This window comes from Citrobacter sp. Igbk 16 (genome assembly GCF_028069755.1).
Classification (GTDB): Bacteria; Pseudomonadota; Gammaproteobacteria; order Enterobacterales; family Enterobacteriaceae; genus Citrobacter.
Window position 1 is genome coordinate 13605 of record NZ_JANEWJ010000038.1, and the last position, 16868, is coordinate 30472.

14 protein-coding genes are annotated in these 16868 nt (G+C 49.5%); 11 read left to right on the forward strand and 3 right to left on the reverse strand.

From position 1 onward, the window contains the following. The first annotated feature begins 84 nt into the window (after nucleotides 1-84). Nucleotides 85-981 (forward strand): LysR family transcriptional regulator, encoded by an 897-nt coding sequence (locus NNO03_RS19800; RefSeq protein ID WP_271450310.1) that lies wholly within the window; start codon nucleotides 85-87, stop codon nucleotides 979-981. Between the two features lie 91 nt (nucleotides 982-1072). Here NNO03_RS19800 and NNO03_RS19805 read toward each other — a convergent pair whose 3' ends face one another. From NNO03_RS19805 to NNO03_RS19815, 3 genes are read right to left on the reverse strand one after another with little or no spacing between them, the layout of a single operon-like run. After that, nucleotides 1073-2587, reverse strand: a complete 1515-nt coding sequence (locus NNO03_RS19805; protein WP_137383555.1) for a tripartite tricarboxylate transporter permease — start codon at nucleotides 2585-2587, stop codon at nucleotides 1073-1075. 10 nt (nucleotides 2588-2597) lie between these two features. Further along, nucleotides 2598-3032 (reverse strand): tripartite tricarboxylate transporter TctB family protein, encoded by a 435-nt coding sequence (locus tag NNO03_RS19810; RefSeq protein ID WP_105242189.1) that lies wholly within the window; start codon nucleotides 3030-3032, stop codon nucleotides 2598-2600. 14 nt (nucleotides 3033-3046) lie between these two features. Then, complete coding sequence (locus NNO03_RS19815; protein WP_061068421.1) at nucleotides 3047-4024, reverse strand: tripartite tricarboxylate transporter substrate binding protein; 978 nt, start codon at nucleotides 4022-4024, stop codon at nucleotides 3047-3049. A gap of 153 nt (nucleotides 4025-4177) precedes the next feature. Between NNO03_RS19815 and tctD the strand changes: the two genes are divergently transcribed. From tctD to NNO03_RS19865, 10 genes are all read left to right on the forward strand, one after another. Then, entirely contained in the window at nucleotides 4178-4852 is a 675-nt protein-coding gene (gene tctD, locus NNO03_RS19820) for a transcriptional regulator TctD (protein WP_116360823.1), read from the forward strand. Continuing rightward, on the forward strand, nucleotides 4839-6251 hold the full coding sequence (locus NNO03_RS19825) for a sensor histidine kinase (RefSeq protein WP_271450311.1): 1413 nt from the start codon (nucleotides 4839-4841) through the stop codon (nucleotides 6249-6251). Before tctD ends, NNO03_RS19825 begins: the two co-directional genes overlap by 14 nt. Nucleotides 6252-6702: 451 nt before the next feature. Beyond that, a complete protein-coding gene (locus NNO03_RS19830) occupies nucleotides 6703-8118 on the forward strand; it encodes an undecaprenyl-phosphate glucose phosphotransferase (protein ID WP_271450312.1) in 1416 nt (471 codons plus the stop codon). Continuing rightward, nucleotides 8108-9394: an outer membrane beta-barrel protein gene (locus NNO03_RS19835; protein ID WP_271450313.1), complete on the forward strand. Its 1287-nt coding sequence runs from the start codon at nucleotides 8108-8110 to the stop codon at nucleotides 9392-9394. Before NNO03_RS19830 ends, NNO03_RS19835 begins: the two co-directional genes overlap by 11 nt. Before the next feature lies 1 nt (nucleotide 9395). Further along, nucleotides 9396-9953, forward strand: a complete 558-nt coding sequence (locus NNO03_RS19840; protein ID WP_048212978.1) for a polysaccharide biosynthesis/export family protein — start codon at nucleotides 9396-9398, stop codon at nucleotides 9951-9953. Between the two features lie 2 nt (nucleotides 9954-9955). After that, nucleotides 9956-12073 carry a polysaccharide biosynthesis tyrosine autokinase gene (locus tag NNO03_RS19845; RefSeq protein ID WP_271442513.1) on the forward strand — a complete coding sequence of 706 codons (2118 nt, stop codon included), beginning with the start codon at nucleotides 9956-9958 and terminating at the stop codon, nucleotides 12071-12073. Continuing rightward, on the forward strand, nucleotides 12070-13281 hold the full coding sequence (locus NNO03_RS19850) for a lipopolysaccharide biosynthesis protein (protein WP_271450314.1): 1212 nt from the start codon (nucleotides 12070-12072) through the stop codon (nucleotides 13279-13281). Before NNO03_RS19845 ends, NNO03_RS19850 begins: the two co-directional genes overlap by 4 nt. After that, a complete protein-coding gene (locus NNO03_RS19855) occupies nucleotides 13278-14663 on the forward strand; it encodes a capsular biosynthesis protein (protein WP_137383564.1) in 1386 nt (461 codons plus the stop codon). The genes NNO03_RS19850 and NNO03_RS19855 overlap by 4 nt, the downstream gene beginning before the upstream one ends. Next, nucleotides 14653-15642, forward strand: coding sequence for a glycosyltransferase family 2 protein (locus NNO03_RS19860; RefSeq protein WP_271450315.1), 990 nt, complete (start codon nucleotides 14653-14655; stop codon nucleotides 15640-15642). The genes NNO03_RS19855 and NNO03_RS19860 overlap by 11 nt, the downstream gene beginning before the upstream one ends. A gap of 14 nt (nucleotides 15643-15656) precedes the next feature. Beyond that, nucleotides 15657-16868 (forward strand): glycosyltransferase family 4 protein, encoded by a 1212-nt coding sequence (locus NNO03_RS19865; RefSeq protein WP_271450316.1) that lies wholly within the window; start codon nucleotides 15657-15659, stop codon nucleotides 16866-16868.

Below are 16868 nucleotides of genomic sequence, written 5' to 3' on the forward strand. Positions count from 1 at the left end.
TAGTGTGAGCCGCTATTCTTTAATGAAAATGAAATCAGATAAACTGGCTAAAAGTTAGATGATTACTAACCAGGGGTTTGCAATATGGATAAGCTGCGCGGCATGGAAACGTTTATCGCGGTGGTGGAAAGTGGAAGCTTTACCGGTGCGGCAACGCGACTGGAGATATCAGCGGTGATGGTGGGGAAATATATCGCCCTGCTGGAGGCGCAGCTTGGTACGCGTCTGCTGGAACGTAACACTCGCCGTCAGAGTCTGACCGATGCCGGGCGCGTTTACGTTGAAGAAGCGCGTCGGGTACTGGAGCAGGTTTCGATCGCTGAACGTTCGGTCGAACGGCTACGGCGGGCTCCGGCGGGTACGCTACGCATCAGCGCACCAACCTCCTTTGGGGCTTGTGTTGTCTCGCCGCTGGCTGCGGATTTTTTGCAAACCTGGCCAGAAGTACGCATTGAACTGGATCTGACCAACCGAATGGTGGATCTGGTCGATGAAGGGGTCGATCTGGCGATACGTATTGGTGATATTCATCAGACGGATGTAGTGGCGAAATATCTGTGTCCGTACCGTATGGCGATCTGTGCGTCACCGGACTATCTTGCCCGACACGGTACACCACGCACGCCAGGGGATCTGGTGGATCATCTGTGTTTGTCACATACCGTGTGGACGGCACGTAATGAATGGAAACTGCCGGGTGTGGCGGGTGAGGTCAGGTGGAAACGTGACGCGATTTTGCGCTGTAACGATGGCCATGGCCTGCGCATGGCAGCGGTAGCGGGAGCCGGGCTGCTGTTACAACCAGAGGTTTTGTTGGCAGAAGAGCTCGCGAATGGCCGGCTGGTCCGGGTGCTGGAGGGGTTTACGCCGCAACCGCGGCCAATTCATTTGTTGTGGCGACAGGATTTACGCCCACTGCCCAAGCTGACGCAATTTGTTGAACATGTGCTGGAAGGAACGCAGGGGCTGCGCGGAAAATAAAAATGCCGGATGGCGTTGCGCTTATCCGGCCTACAACCGAGCCAAGTTGTAGGCCGGATAGAGCGCAATAGCGCCGCCATCCGGCAATTCGTTAGCCGATATCCACCTGCGGCTTATTGTTGCGTTTGCGGATCAGGCGCAGTACTGGCGGGATAACGATAACCATGACCGCCATCACCAGCAGGACTTTCGCCACGCCGCTGGCCCACAGAATATCCATGCTGCCATTACTGATGGACAGGGCACGACGCAGGTTCTGCTCCAGCATTTCCCCGAGCACAAATCCGAGAATCAACGGAGACATCGGGAAGTGCATTTTACGCAAAATGTATCCCAGTACGCCGAGACCAACCATCAGTACCAGATCGAAGGTCGTGCTGTGGACGGCATACACACCGACCGCCGAAACCGCCGCAATGGCCGGAACCAGGAACCACAGCGGAATGGTCAGCATGCGGGTGAACAGACCGATTAACGGGATGTTCATGACCAGCAGCATCACGTTGGCAATCAGCAGCGCCGCGATCAGTCCCCAGACGATATCCGGTTGTTCGGTGAACATTGCCGGCCCTGGCGTGATGTTGTACAGCGTCAGCGCACCCATCATTACCGCCGTGGTGCCCGAACCGGGTACGCCGAGCGTCAGCATTGGGATAAACGAGCCACAGGCCGAAGCATTGTTGGCTGCCTCTGGTGCGGCAACGCCACGAATGTCCCCCTTTCCAAAACTGTCGCTGTTACCGCTGAGCTTTTTCTCGGTCATGTAGGTGATAGCACTGGCGATGGTTGCCCCGGCGCCGGGCAGGACGCCGACGAAAAAGCCAATCACCGATGAGCGCAGCGTTGCGCCCACGCACTGCATACCTTCTTTGGCATTAAACAACATGCGGCCCGTTTTACGCACCAGCGTTTGGCCACTGCTGGTATGTTCCAGCATTAATAATATTTCTGAGACAGAGAACAGCCCAATCACTACCACGATAAACTGCACACCGTCGGAGAGATGAACACTGTCAAAGGTGAAGCGATAAACCCCGGTGTTGGCGTCTACGCCGACGGTCGCGAGCCCGAGACCGATAAGCGCTGCCAGAAATGATTTCAGTGGATTCTGTGCCATCATGCTGCCGAGACAGGCAATGGCGAAGACCATTAAGGCAAAGTATTCTGCAGGACCGAATGACAGCGACCATTGTGCTAACGCCGGGGCAAACAGAATGATACCGCCGATAGCGATAAGCGAACCGAAGAAAGAACTGACCGCTGAGATAGAAAGCGCCACGCCGCCGCGTCCCTGTTGAGCCATTGGATAGCCGTCAAGGGCGGTCATAATGGCTGCCGCGTCGCCAGGAACATTGAGCAGGATAGAGGAGATGCGCCCGCCGTATTCGCAGCCGATATAAACAGTCGCCAACAGGATCAGCGCAGACTCCGCAGGCAGATGCAAAGCGAAGGCCAGCGGCAGCAGGATCGCCACACCGTTGATTGGCCCCAGACCCGGTAGCAACCCAACAATGGTGCCGACAAAGCAGCCGATCAAGGCGATAACCAGGTTTTCCGGCGTCATCGCCACCGCGAAACCCTGAGAAAGATAAATCCAGGTATCCATCGTTTCTCCGTTAACCCAGCCAGGCGCCGAGTGGTAAGGTGACGTCAAGCAGTCGGTCGAAGGCATACCACAGCAGAATGCCGAGAACCGAACCGGAAATGCCCGCTGCCGGGATGGTTGCGCCGAACAGCATGCCAATCACCACGGTGAGAATGGCAGTGGCAATGGGAAAGCCTAACCATTCAAACCCCCAGGCGTACATCAACAACACAATCACCATCGTGAGCAGCTTTTGCAGCACGTGGCGGCGAGGCCAACTGATGGTGTCCGGGTGGCGCAACAGCAGCGCGACGGCACACAACAGCATCAAGCTGATAATGCCAAGCGGAAAGGGACGTGGCCCGACGGGTTCATAGCTGTATTCGCTGCTGATTTGCCAGGCCACGAACAGCCCGGCTATACAGAGCAACAGCCAGATACCCGCGAAAATACGATCGCTCATCATCTTTGCCCCCGGGCTTATTTCGCAAGGCCGAAGGCTTTTGCCTGCTCACGGTAATCCGTGACCTGTTTCTTCACGTAGTCATCGAGTTGCTTACCGCTCATGTTGAACTCGAACAGGCCACGCAAATCACGCTGCTTTTTAAATTCATCGGTCTGCTGGAGCTTATTAAAGGCATCAACCCACCACTGGTAATCCGCATCGCTCACTTTTGGCCCAACATAGAAGCCGCGAATAATCGGCCAAACAAGGTCATAACCCTGCTCTTTGGCGGTAGGGACATTGGCTAACTGACCCGGCAGACGTTCGTCAGAGAACACTGCGAGTACGCGGATCTTGTCGCCGCTGAGATAGGGCACCATTTCACTGAGATCGCCGGAAACCACCTGCACGTGATTGCCCATCAACGCGGTCACCGGTTCGCCACCTCCTTCAAAGGCGACATAACGCATTTTGTGCGGGTCGACGTTGGCTTTTTGCGCCAGCAGCGCCGACTTCATCCAGTCCTGACTTCCAATAGAGGCTCCCGCGCCAATAACGACACTGTTGGGATCTTTCTCCATGGCAGTCAGCAGGTCTTTCAGCGTCTTCCAGGGGGAATCACTACGCACGGCAATCATGCCGTAGTCGGTGCCTACACTCGCCAGCCAGCGCACGTCATCGACACCATAGCGGCCGAATTTACCTTGCGACAGGTTTAGCAGGGAGCCGCCGGAGAATGCCACTACGGTTCCGGCTTCGGCAGGACGTTGCGCGACGATAGCGTTATAGGCCACGGCACCCACGCCACCGGGCATATAGGTTACGCGCATCGGTTTTTCGATGGCGCCCGTTTCCATCATGCTCACCTGAATCAGCTTACAGGTGAGGTCGAACCCACCGCCGGGTTTCGCCGGAGCAATGCATTCGGTGCGCGATGGTGCTTGTTCAGCTAAAGCAGAGGTACTCATCAATAAAATGCTTGCAGTAAGGGTACGAAGTAATTGTTTTTTCATTGTTTATCCTCACGCCGGAAAACCGGATTTTCGGGTACGGAAGAAGATTTTTGTGATTATGTGAGCCGATGTGTAGCGGTTCGGTTGCGTGATTGTTAAAACATTAACCTTTCAATTCCCTTTCAATGCGGCAGAAACTTTACAGGATGTGATATGCGTCTCTTATTAGCGGAAGATAACCGTGAGTTAGCTCACTGGCTGGAGAAAGCGCTGGTACAAAACGGCTTTGCCGTTGACTGCGTGTTCGACGGCCAGTCGGCCGATCATCTTTTACACAGTGAAACGTACGCGCTGGCGGTACTGGATATCAACATGCCGGGGTTGGATGGTCTGGAAGTCGTCCAGCGCCTACGCAAACGCGGGCAGACGCTGCCGGTTTTGTTGCTGACGGCGCGCAGCGCGGTAGCCGATCGGGTGAAGGGGCTGAATGTAGGGGCTGATGATTATCTGGCTAAGCCGTTTGAACTTGAAGAGCTTGATGCCCGGCTGCGGGCCTTGCTGCGGCGTAGCGCAGGCCAGGTGCAAGGGATACAGCAACTGGGAGAATTGGCGTTTCACGATGAAGGTTACTTTCTGTTGCAAGGACAACCGCTGGCGCTGACACCGCGTGAGCAGGCCCTGCTGACAGTACTGATGTACCGTCGACTGCGTCCGGTTTCACGCCAACAGTTGTTTGAGCAGGTGTTCAGTTTGAGTGATGAGGTCAGCCCCGAAAGTATTGAGCTGTATATCCATCGGTTGCGGAAGAAACTGCAAGGGAGCGACGTGCGTATCGCCACGCTGCGTGGCCTGGGTTATGTGCTGGAGCGCTGTGATGAGGTGGGTTAAGCCCCAGTCGTTGTACCTGCAACTGCTGATGTTTCTGGGGTTACCGCTGCTGTTGCTGTGGGGACTCTCGGCGTTTAACAGCTACGTTAGCGCATTACAGGCCGCGACGCAGGCGTATGACCGGACGCTGCTCTCATCGGCCAGAACGGTTTCTGAGCGGCTGGTGGTACGTAATAAGCACCTGCAAGTCAACGTGCCGTGGGTGGTACTGGACAGCTTTGAACTGAACATGAACGACAGGCTGTATTACAAGGTGGTCGATCCGGCGGGGAAGGTTATCTCAGGTTATGACGATTTACCGGCCATGCCGCCCGCGACCTCGCGTACCCGGCTGTATCCGGCGTTAGCGTGGTTTTATCACACGGAATATCGCGGTGAGGCGATCCGCGTGGCACGCCTGCTCCAGCCGGTCAATGAGGGCGGGATTGTTGGCATGGCCGAAATTTATGTCGCTGAAACGCTGCAATCACGTCGTTATCTGGCGCGGCAACTGCTGTTTTCCTCATGGGTGTCACAAGGTCTATTAGTTCTCCTGACGCTGGTGCTGGTCGGTTGGCTATTACGTCGGGTATTACGCCCCATGCGCCAGTTGTCATCGCTTATGGTTCGCCGCGAACCAGGACTGCTGACGCCATTGCCGGAGTTACTGCCGTGGTCGGAAACCCGTCTGCTGATTGTCGCGTTCAACCGCTATATCGATCGACTGCGAGGGCTTATCTCCCGCCAGGAGCGCTTCAGCGCAGATGCTTCCCATCAGCTCAAAACACCACTGGCAGTGCTAAAAACGCAGGCGGCAGTAGCTTTGGCGAGCCCGCAGCCGCAGCAATGGTATGAGAGCTTACAGGCGATGAGTTCAACGCTGGATAATACGATTCAACTGACGGAAAGGTTGTTACAGCTTTCCGCGGTGAAGCGTAAAGAACAGGGGGAAAGGCACTTTTCGCCCGTTAATCTGTATGACGTGGTGCAAACCAGCTGTTTTACCCGTCTGGCGCAGGCGCGCAGTAAAGCCATCGATCTGGGATATGAGGGGAAGCAGGAGGCGCTGTGGATTGAAGGGGACGAGGTGCTACTCGGTGAATTGTGCGGAAATCTGCTGGATAATGCGCTGAAATATACGCCAGTACAGGGCGTGGTGACGGCGCGTTTAGTGCGCGAGGGGGAAGCCGTGGTGCTGGTGGTTGAAGATAGCGGGCCAGGCATTGATGAGCAACGGGTGCATCAGGCGCTGTTGCCGTTTCATCGCCTGGATAACGTCGGCAACGTCCCAGGCGCAGGAATAGGCCTGGCTCTGGTCAACGATATTGCGCGTCTACACCGCACACACCCGCAGTTGTCGCGCAGCGATACGCTAGGGGGATTGAGCGTACGAGTACGATTTTTAAGCATCACGAACTGATATCTTTATTTCCCGAGTGCAGATTATTCTTAAGAAAATTCCAAATAAGAAAGCAGAACATTATTAATAATAACGGCATGTGATTTATTGATTTTATTTGTATGGCGTCGCGGTTAATTAATTTTAACGGCTATTTAGGGGAAAAAGAGAAACGATTTCGTGTTATTCATCATACATATAACGGCTTTTCATAGTCTACGAATTGTTATCTGTCAATAACGTTTGTGTTGTAAATTATCATCTTTTTTGGTGGTGGCGACAAAATGCTTGTTCGTAAATTAATGAATAAAATCATTATCATATAAGTGACAGGTGGGTGATAGTCACACTAATCAACATTATTTTTTACATTTACTGACAATGTACCATTGCGTTTTTTAGACTTGTGATATAATTAGCAACATGAAAAGAGAAAAAAACAATTAAATATCAATAAATAATGGGCTGAGATATGCTTAAAAATTCGCTAAAGATTAGCAGTCAAGGATATCCAGTCTTTTTGAAACTGGTCGATTTTATTGTAATTAATATTACGTTAATTTTTAGCGCCCATCTGTTAGATATGGTGCCGTTTAAGACCATTGTCATTCTGAGCATCCTCTTCTCAGTGTTTTTCCTGCTACTTGCTGAATACACAAAAATGTATCAGCAGAAGATAAAAACCATCGGCATACGCAACCAAAAACGGCTGCTTTTTTGTACACTGTTGGCGATATCGTTCAACGAAGTGATCAGCATGACGGTGGCCGAACCGGAGTCACTTGGATACCTGGCAAGTCTGACACCGTCTTTTTTATCCCCTATTGTTTATTGGTATTTCATTCCTTTACCTTTTCTTTATTTTATTCGTTTTTTCATTTTTAAATATTCAACGAAAAAAAGCATTCGTGTGGCGATTATTGGTCTTACCGACAACGGTGTGGCAGCTGAAAATGCGTTGATAGCTGAATACTCCAATATCAAATTAGATTTGGCTTTTTATGACGAACGCGCGTTGTCCCGCTGTGGTGATATCGTGGATAAGATAAAAAGTCCCTTTCGCGGCCCGGTCATCAATCTGGTTGAAGAGGCTAAGCAAGGGAATATCGACGAGATCTATATCGCATTACCGATGGTGGCATTACATCGTATTCGTCACTTTTTGGCCATGATGTCAGATACCACTGTAGATACCTATATTGTTCCTGATTTTTATACCTACAGTAACAATATGTCCAAGCTGCGCTCGATCCACAATCTGCAAACCATTGGCATCTTTAGCTCACCGTTTGAAGGGGCAGGTTCATTTATTAAACGTGCGGAAGACCTGATTCTCGGTAGCATCATTATGGTGATGATCTCCTCATTGATGTTAGCGATTGCTATTGGTATTAAACTGACCTCCCGTGGTCCGGTGTTTTTCAAACAAGATCGATACGGCCTGAGTGGACAAAAAATTAAGGTATGGAAGTTTCGCTCGATGCGAGTTATGGAGAATTCCGATACGGTTATCCAGGCCACCAAAAATGATCCCCGCGTGACAAAATTTGGTAGTTTCTTGCGACGCACTTCTCTTGATGAACTCCCGCAATTCATTAATGTATTGCAGGGAAGTATGTCTATTGTCGGTCCCAGACCCCATGCGGTTACGCACAACGAACAGTACCGTAAACAGGTCGAAAACTACATGATCCGCCATAAAGTTAAGCCGGGGATCACCGGGCTTGCGCAGATTAACGGTTTCCGTGGGGAAATCGATGCACTTTATAAGATGGAAAAGCGCGTTCAGTATGATATCGAATATATTCAAAACTGGTCGTTATGGCTGGATATAAAAATTATTATTAAAACTATTTTCAAAGGATTTGTCGGTAAGAATGCATACTAAATTAATAGTTATTACCGGAATCGTGATATCGCAGTCCGCATGGGCTGATCTAACGCCGAAATCACACATTGGCTTTGCGGGGATCGACTTCCAGGGCAAAGTTGCTGTGGATTACGGTTATGATGATAACGTGACTTATCAGCCCCATAACCGCGATGCGATAGGTTCAGCTTTCCAGAGCGCGGCACCTGTGTTTAGTATGATCGGTGAGCGCGGTCAGGATAAATATTTGCTAATGTATTCAGGTGATTATCGTAACTACTCAAGCAATTCTGCCGATAACTATAACGACCATTTTTTCCGTTTTAACGGTGCCTGGCGTTATGGGCAAATGCACGGCTTAACCCTGAATCTGGAAGATTCTATCGGGCATGAATCCCGCGGTCGCGATATCACTGAGGGTTTTTTGCCGAGCCAGTTCCGTCAGTATGGAATTAACTCTCCGCTGACGAATAATTTTATCAACAGTGAGTTGCGCTATAGCTATGGCGCACCAGATGGACGCGGCAAAGCGGAACTGGCACTGTTATATAAAAAACTGACGTTCGGGAATACCTCGGATGTGCAGGATACCAGCCCGGATTTTTACAATTATATTCAGCAGCAGGAATGGCATGAAAATAGTCTGGTTGCTGAAGTTTTTGACCAATACACATCCAGAACGCGCTTTCGCTATAGTTTTATTACTAATCAGCGTCACTATGATAACAACTCAGAAAAAGACAGTAATGAATACTATTTGCTTTACGGTCTGAAATCGCAGTTGACGGGGAAAACCAACGTCGACATGAATATTTCGTGGCTGTACAAAACATTTGAAAATGCCGCAAACTCGAGTGATTTTAATGGTCTAAACTGGGATATAAAGGGGGAGTGGAAGCCGTTAAATCAGTCAGTCTTCACTGCCCACTCTGCTCAAAGCATTAAAGACCCCTCGGAAGTTGGGGGGTATATTTTAGTGACTGAGTATGGGATTTCTTACCAGCATTTCTGGCTGGGTAATCGTTTTTCTACTTTGCTGGACTACTCATACACCACGGAAGACTATAAAAAACAGAACAAGGATCGACATGATAAAAATGGTGTATTTAGCGTAACCATGAGCTATGACTACACGCCGTCTGTCAATTTTGAGATTAAATATCAATTAGATACCTTGAACTCGAATAAGGATACTGATTCGTTTTATATCGGTCCCGACGACAGTAAGGAAGTCATTAGAACGTTGGGTTATGATAATTCTATGATTATGCTTAAAGCTAAGGTTCAGATCTAAAATGAAAATAATAGAACTGTGCGCGTTTTTGCTATTCAGTATCCTGTTGGTCGGATGCACAACGTCCAGGCCACCATTAATGGACGATCCTGCTGCGGTGGCAGAGGATTACCGAATTGGGGCGGGGGATACTGTCAATATCGTTGTTTACGGGGAGCCCGAGATGACGATGAAATTTATCGTGGATAAGAGTGGAACAATAAACTTCCCTTATATCGGCGTGTTGGGTTTAAAAGATAAAACACCAGAACAGGTGAATATTGAATTAACTCAACGCTTGCGCAATGGGTATATGGTTAATCCCATGGTGACAGTGAGTCTTGCCGAGTTCCGCAAATTCTACGTGTCAGGGGAAGTGAAAAGCCCGAATGGATTCGCCTGGGAGCCGGGACTTACGGTAGAGAAAGCGATTGCTCAGGCGGGTGGATTTACTGACCGTGCAGATCGCAAAGATATCAACATTCGCCTCTCCGGTAGCAACCAGCTACTTGAGAATGTTGATTTAACGCACTCTGTTCGTCCTGGGGATGTCGTGATTATTGGCATGGGGTTCTTCTAACGATGAAACTATCTATAGTGGAAAATGGCAAGCAACGAGAAAACTCCGTCGATTTCTCCCGCTTTGCCAAAGAACTGAAAAAGAACGCCTGGAAAATCGCGCTGGCCGGCATTATTGCCGGGGTTGTCGCGTATCCATTAATCAGCATGATGTCATCCAAATATGTTTCGACTGCCACGGTGTTGATTAAGGCTCAAGCTGATAATGTGTCGCCCTTTCCCCAGGTTGATGGTTTTGATTCAACGCGGAGTGGTTACTACGAAACACAGTATGCATTGATGCAGTCTCGCATTATCCTCGAGCAGGCGGTCCGCGATCTGAAGCTGGATGAAAACCCGGATTTTACCGGGATGAAGCCCGGCTCGGGCAGTGAAGATCAGCAACTGAGGGTTGATCAAGCGCTGAAAACATTGTCGAAAGACCTGAAGGTCATCGGTATCCGTACCACTAATCTGGCCTCTATTTCTTATGAATCTTCCTCGCCTCAACTTTCAGCTGAGATAGCCAATGGCGTCGCTCAGGCTTTTATCAACTACACGGTAGAACAAAAGCGTCTGAAAGCAGAGCAGGCTCGCAATCTCAACTTTGAAAAAATGGAAGAGATTCAGAAATCGATAGCGAAACAAAAAGAGGAAATGGATAGCTACCTGAAAAACTCTGGGCTGCTGACCTTCCGTGGTATTGATGGTTTTGAAACAGAGCAGTTAAGCATTGTGACCAACCGTCTTGCCGATGCGACCCAACGCCGTGTCGCCGCGGAGTCTGTTTACAATGAAGTCAATAGCCGAGGAAAATCTTCAGGCGATATCATTTCGCTGCCATCAGTTTCTGACCATGCGCAGATTCAGGATTTACGCATTGCGCTGATTCAGGCGCAGCGCACATTGTCGGAACTGCGCAAAGTGTATGGCCCTAAAAGTGCCAATATTTTAAAAGCAGAAGCCGATGTGCAATCAATCCAAAATCAAACGGGTCGGGTGCTGGGTGAGCTAAAACTTGGCTTACGTCAGCAGTATTTGGCTGCACTGGCCGACGAAAAGAATTACCAGCAGCAGGTTGCTGAGCAAAAAGAGATCTTCCAGAAGATGGCATCAAAACGGGATGCCTATAACAGCCAAAAATTGGCGTTAGATAAAATGGAAGATCTGTATAAGACGCTTTATCAGCGGACTCAGGAATTGTCGCTGTCCGGGGTTAATGCGGATGCGGTGCTGTATGATCCCGCCGTTCCTCCGTTAAAGCCGTCTAAGCCGAATAAATCGCTGTTGCTCGTGATGGTGGTGATGTTGGTTGTGGTATTCAGCATCATGTATTTCATTGTCAAAGCGGCAATGGATAATTCAATTAGCACCCTGAGCCGTCTGAAGAAACGTCTCAATGTCGAGCCATTGGGCGAAATTCGTCGATTTACCGGTACTTCGGGTCGCGCGCAGGTGCGGGATATGATACTGAAGAACCCGCTGAATGCCGATATCATCCACGGTATTCGCACCCGAATTATGCTGGATAACCGGCCGCTGCAAACGGTCGCTATTGCTTCGGCGGAGCAGGGGGAAGGGCGTTCCCTGTTGGCGAATCTGTTGGCCAGCTCATTCAGCTTCGATCAGAAAACGTTGCTTATTGATGCAGATTTCTTCAATACCAACGGCCTGTCTTCTGAACTGGCATCGGCGACGTCTGCGGGTGTGGCGGAGCTGTTGCGGGGTGAGGCTCCGCTAGAAAAAGCACGGGTTAAGATCGCTGAAAATCTTGATTTCATCCCCCACGGTAAGACGACCATTTCCTCTTTACTGATGCTGTCGTCAGAGCACGTTGAACCCGTGATGCGCGAACTGAAGTCGCAGTATCAACGCATTATTATTGACGTTGCAGCGGTGAATCAGAGTCAGGATATCCAACTGATCAAACGAGCCGTTGATGGGGTTATCTTTATCGTGAAAGCCGGGACCGGTTCTGCGGAGAATATCGCCGGCGCGCTGGATAAAATTGAGGATAATCAGGGCGTGGTGATTGGCGCTGTGTTGAATGCGGTAGAGGAAAAAAACCTTGAAACGCAGGAAGGGTTGCGCTCATTGAACTTCAATACTGACCAACTGATGACTACGCCAGGTCGTGTATGAGTTTACTGAAGAGCGCTTCTACGATAGCCAGTTCATCAGTCGTTTCGCAGCTGATTGGTGCGCTGTCTATCTGGTTGATCTCACATAAGTACGATATGGCAGAGGTTGGGCTGTATGCGCTCAACTACAGTATCGCGGTGGTGGGGGCACAGGTATGTACCTTTGCCTCCCAGCTTTTGATTCCCAAACAGCAGGATGAAGAGCTGGCGCAAAATGTAGTGTTCTGTTTGCTGCAAAGTGCACTCATTGCATTACCGTATGCCGTCCTGACCGCGTGGTTGTTTCACCAGAACATACTGTTTCTCTATTTGCTGACGCTTTCAACAGCGTGGGCGTTAATATCGGAAAACTTATCGCTGCGGACAGCCAACTTTTATTTTCTGATCTTTCAGCGTATTTCTGTCTCTGTGGTGGTGGTGCTCTCGGTACTGCTCACGCACCAGGTACAGACATTTTACTGGTCATGGGCCTGCGCCATGATACTGCTGACCACTAGCTGTATTTTACATTCGTTTGATATTCGCTCGGTGACGCCGCAGCATTTGCGCCCGGCAAGTAATTTGCGATTTTTTAAACAGAATATTCATCACATCACTAAAGTCGGTAGCGCTGAGGTGTTGGCAATGGCGAGCAGTAACTTGCCTATTATGCTGATTAACTTCTGGTTTTCGGCGCTGACGGCGGGGTATTTTTCCGTTGTAAGCCGGTTCTGTCTGGCTCCGGTAGTGATTATCGGCAACGCGGTACGCAATACCATTTTTTCTAAATGGTCCATCGACTTCAGAAATAACACCTTCAATTATCAGGAGTATACGAAGGTACGTATGCTGCTGTTAGTGCTGGGGGTTGTCTGTACCTTAGGTGTCTTTATTTTCTATCCCATTGTGATGCGACTGGGTTTTAGCGAAGACTGGATTAACTCCATTGAGACGTCGCGCTACATGCTGCCCTATTTGTTCCCGGCGCTGGCGATAAGTCCTTTAACGGTGATTGAGCTTATTTTTGGCTCGCACCGCTATTTTCTGCGTATCCAACTTGAACAGTTGGCGATTGTGCTACTGGCGTTTGTGGTCGTTCCCTATTTTTACCCTGATTACGCGGCATCAGTAATATTGTTCTCTTCACTGACATTTATTCGCTATGCGTTCATTTACCTGAAAATGAACAAGCGGGCCAATCTCCTGAAACACAAGCCGGTGACGCCATGACACTGAATACCGGAAATTATTTACAGGTCTACACCTTTATAACGCTGATTCTGTGTGGTCTGGTGCAGTATTTCACCGGCATGCAATCCGTGTTGTGGATCCCGTTTTTCCTGACATTACTGATGGTGGGATTACTGGTGATGCAGACGCGAGACGGGGCGCTGCGTCTGGATGCACAGGAAACCATTATCCTTGCACTGTATTTTTCCTTTCTGGTGCTGGCGGGAACATCGACCCTGATTCAGGGCGGGGTTACCGTCGCAATTGTGGCCTTCAAAAACGAAATCGCGTTATCGCTGGTGATGGTTTGTTTGCTGTTGGGTTTTTGCCGTGAATCGCAGATATATCGGGCGACGCGCTATCTGTACTGGGTGTTCTATGCGCAAATCCCGGTGATGATTTATCAGGTTTTGCTGGTTGTTCCTCAGCGTGTGGCTGTGCGCGGGGAAGATGAAAAATGGGACTCCGTGGTAGGCACATTCGGCGGAGACCCAATGGGTGGCGGCAATACCGCGGCGATGGGGTTATTTTGCCTGTTAATTATGTTGCTGAAACTCTCTGAATATAAGCACGGGCTTACGACGTTTAAATCCGCAGCGCTGCATATCATCCTTGGAATAGGGTTATGTATCATTGGTGAGGTCAAGTTTGTCATCCTGCTGTCACCGATATTTCTGGCATGGGTGTGGATATCGCCGAGCTATGTTAAAGATGTCAGTAAGGTAAACCTGAAGACGTTATTCGTCATTGTGGCAGGAATGCTGGTGCTCATCGGCCTGTCGATTATGATACTGGCCTGGTACTACTCTTCCGCTTTTGGCAGCGATCCGACGAAAGGCTCATTAAGCATTTTTATTGATTCATTGAGCTATATCTTTGATCCGAACTACATCATGTCGACCGGAGAGTTGGGGCGTTTCACAACCTTTCTGTTCTGGTTAAAAAATAACGATCTTTGGGGACTGTCGGGCACATTATTTGGCTATGGGCTTAATGCTACAAACAGTGGTAGTACGGTCTCCCCTGGGTTTTTGAACATTATCTATAACCTGATTTTAGACTCGACTGCTCTGAGTATGCTGCTGTGGGAAGTTGGCATTATTGGCACGCTGCTGTTTATTGGCTTGTTTATTTATATTCTGAAAGTATGCCAGCCAAAACCAGTATTGATGCTGGAACAGTTGGATAAACAGGATCTGCAGTTACTGAGCTTTGCGCCAGCATTTAACGCTTTCGCTATCAGTTGTTTAATCAGTTTACCTTACAGTCAGATATTGATGATTACGCCGATGTTACAGTTCCTGTTCTATTTATCGCTGGGGGCGAGCTTAGTGATTCGTCGAACCGTACTGCGCAGTGCAGGGGGATGGTATGGACAATAAACCATTTATTTCAGTGAGTATTAAAACGCTCAACGAATCTAAAGGCATTGAGAAAACGATCGACAGCATTCGGCGTCAGTTGGTCGGGTATCCGCATAAGATTATCGTGGCTGACAGTTTGTCGACAGATAACACCCAGCAGTTGGCTGCCAATAAGGGCGTCACGGTAGTGTCACTCACCGATCCTGGCGATCGCTGTTGTGGAGTGGGCCATCAGTTGGGTTATCTGTACAGCGAAGGGGAATATTTATTACTGATGGATGGAGATATGGAGCTGGAAGATGGCTTCATTGACCAGGCTATTGCCTTTTTGCAGGCGGAACCAGACTATGCCGGGGTGGCCGGTACCGTCGAAATGGATGATGCCGTTAACTATGAATTTAAGTCTCGTAAGCAGCGGATCAATAAAATCTATCCTCTTGGTGATAGCGATCATCTGGGGGGCGGTGGACTGTATCGTCGGTCGGCAATTGAAAAAATTGGTTATCTGACCAACCGTAATTTGCACGCGTATGAAGAGGCTGAGCTGGGTCTGCGTTTAATCGAAGCGGGCTATAAACTGCGGCGTCTGGATATTCCTTACTTCAGTCATACGTCACATACGCTGCCGACGTTTAAGATGCTGGCGCGCCGCTGGACCAGCGGTTATTACCAGGCTCCGGGTGAGCTTCTGCGTTGTAGTTGGGGGAAACCCTGGTTTTCCCAGTCATTCAACATCGTGAAGAATGAGGCGGTATTTGCGCTCTACCTTATTCTCTTATTTGTTGCGCTGCTCACTTTTAATATCGACGTGTTTGCCGTTGCGCTTCTCCCATTACTGGCATTTGCCTTGTTGAAGATTGTGCAAAATCGCTCGTTAACAGATGGGCTGCAAAGCGTTATTAATTTAATCGTACGCTCAGCGGGGCTGATCAAAGGTATTTTTTATCCGGTACGCGATCCGCTGACTCCGCCCAACAGTAAAATCATTCATGAATAACCGGGGCAGGCGCCATGAAAGTATTATTAGTTAACAAGTTTTTTTTCATCAAAGGCGGCGCGGAAACGGTTTATTTTCAAGAACGCGACATGCTGAAACAGGCTGGTGTCCAGGTCATTGATTTTTCCATGCAGCATGAGAAAAATTTCCCCTCTGATTATGTGGATTATTTCGTCAGCAATGTCGATTACCATAAAGAGAGTAATCTGTTGGGAGGGATCAAAACCGCGGTTAACTTTATTCATAACACCCAGGCCTGCAAAAAAATGCTGGCGCTTTTACAAAAAGAACGCCCTGATATCGTTCACTTTCATAATATTTACCATCAGTTGACGCCGGCGTTAATTAAAGTGGCGCGTAATTTTGGCTGTAAAACGGTGCTGACGGCGCACGACTATAAGATTGTCTGTCCCGCATACTCCATGTTACGTGATGGGAAGGTGTGTGATGCCTGTATCACCGGTACCGTTTTCAATGCCTTCCGCTATCGCTGTCAGGAAGGCTCTGCCTCGAAAAGCTTGCTGCTCTCGTTAGAAGCAACCTGGCAATACATTGCCCAGAATTATCAGGCTCTGGATGTGATTGTTTCACCCAGCGTCTTTTTACGCGGCGTGTTACTCCGAACGTTGCCGAAATCGCGAATCGATGTGATCGTCAATGGTGTTGATGATAGCCAGCCCATCGATGAGGTCGTCGATGACGGTTATATACTGTACTTCGGCCGCCTGAGCCGTGAAAAGGGGGTGGCAACGTTGCTGGCCGCTCATCAGAAAATGCGTAACCCGGCTCCGCTAAAAATAGTGGGGCACGGTCCGTTGCATGACGAGTTAGTGGCGAAATACCCGGACGCTGAATTTTTAGGTTATGTACAACAAGGGGATACCCTCAATACGCTCATTAAGCATGCCCGCGTGGTGATCCTCCCCTCTGAATGTTATGAAAACTGCTCAATGGCGGTACTGGAGGCGATGTCTTTCGCGAAACCGGTGATCGGGTCGCGCATTGGCGGGATCCCCGAACAAATACGCGACGGTATTGAAGGGCTTTTATTTGAGCCGGGTAATGCGCAGGAACTGGCGAAGGCGATGGATGCTCTGGTTGATGACCCGGATAAAGCACGCGTCATGGGCTTACGGGGGCGTGCGCGCCTGAGTGAAAAATATGCGCTTAGCAAACATATGGATACCTTACAGGCGCTATATAAAGAACTTCTGAGCAGGCCATAG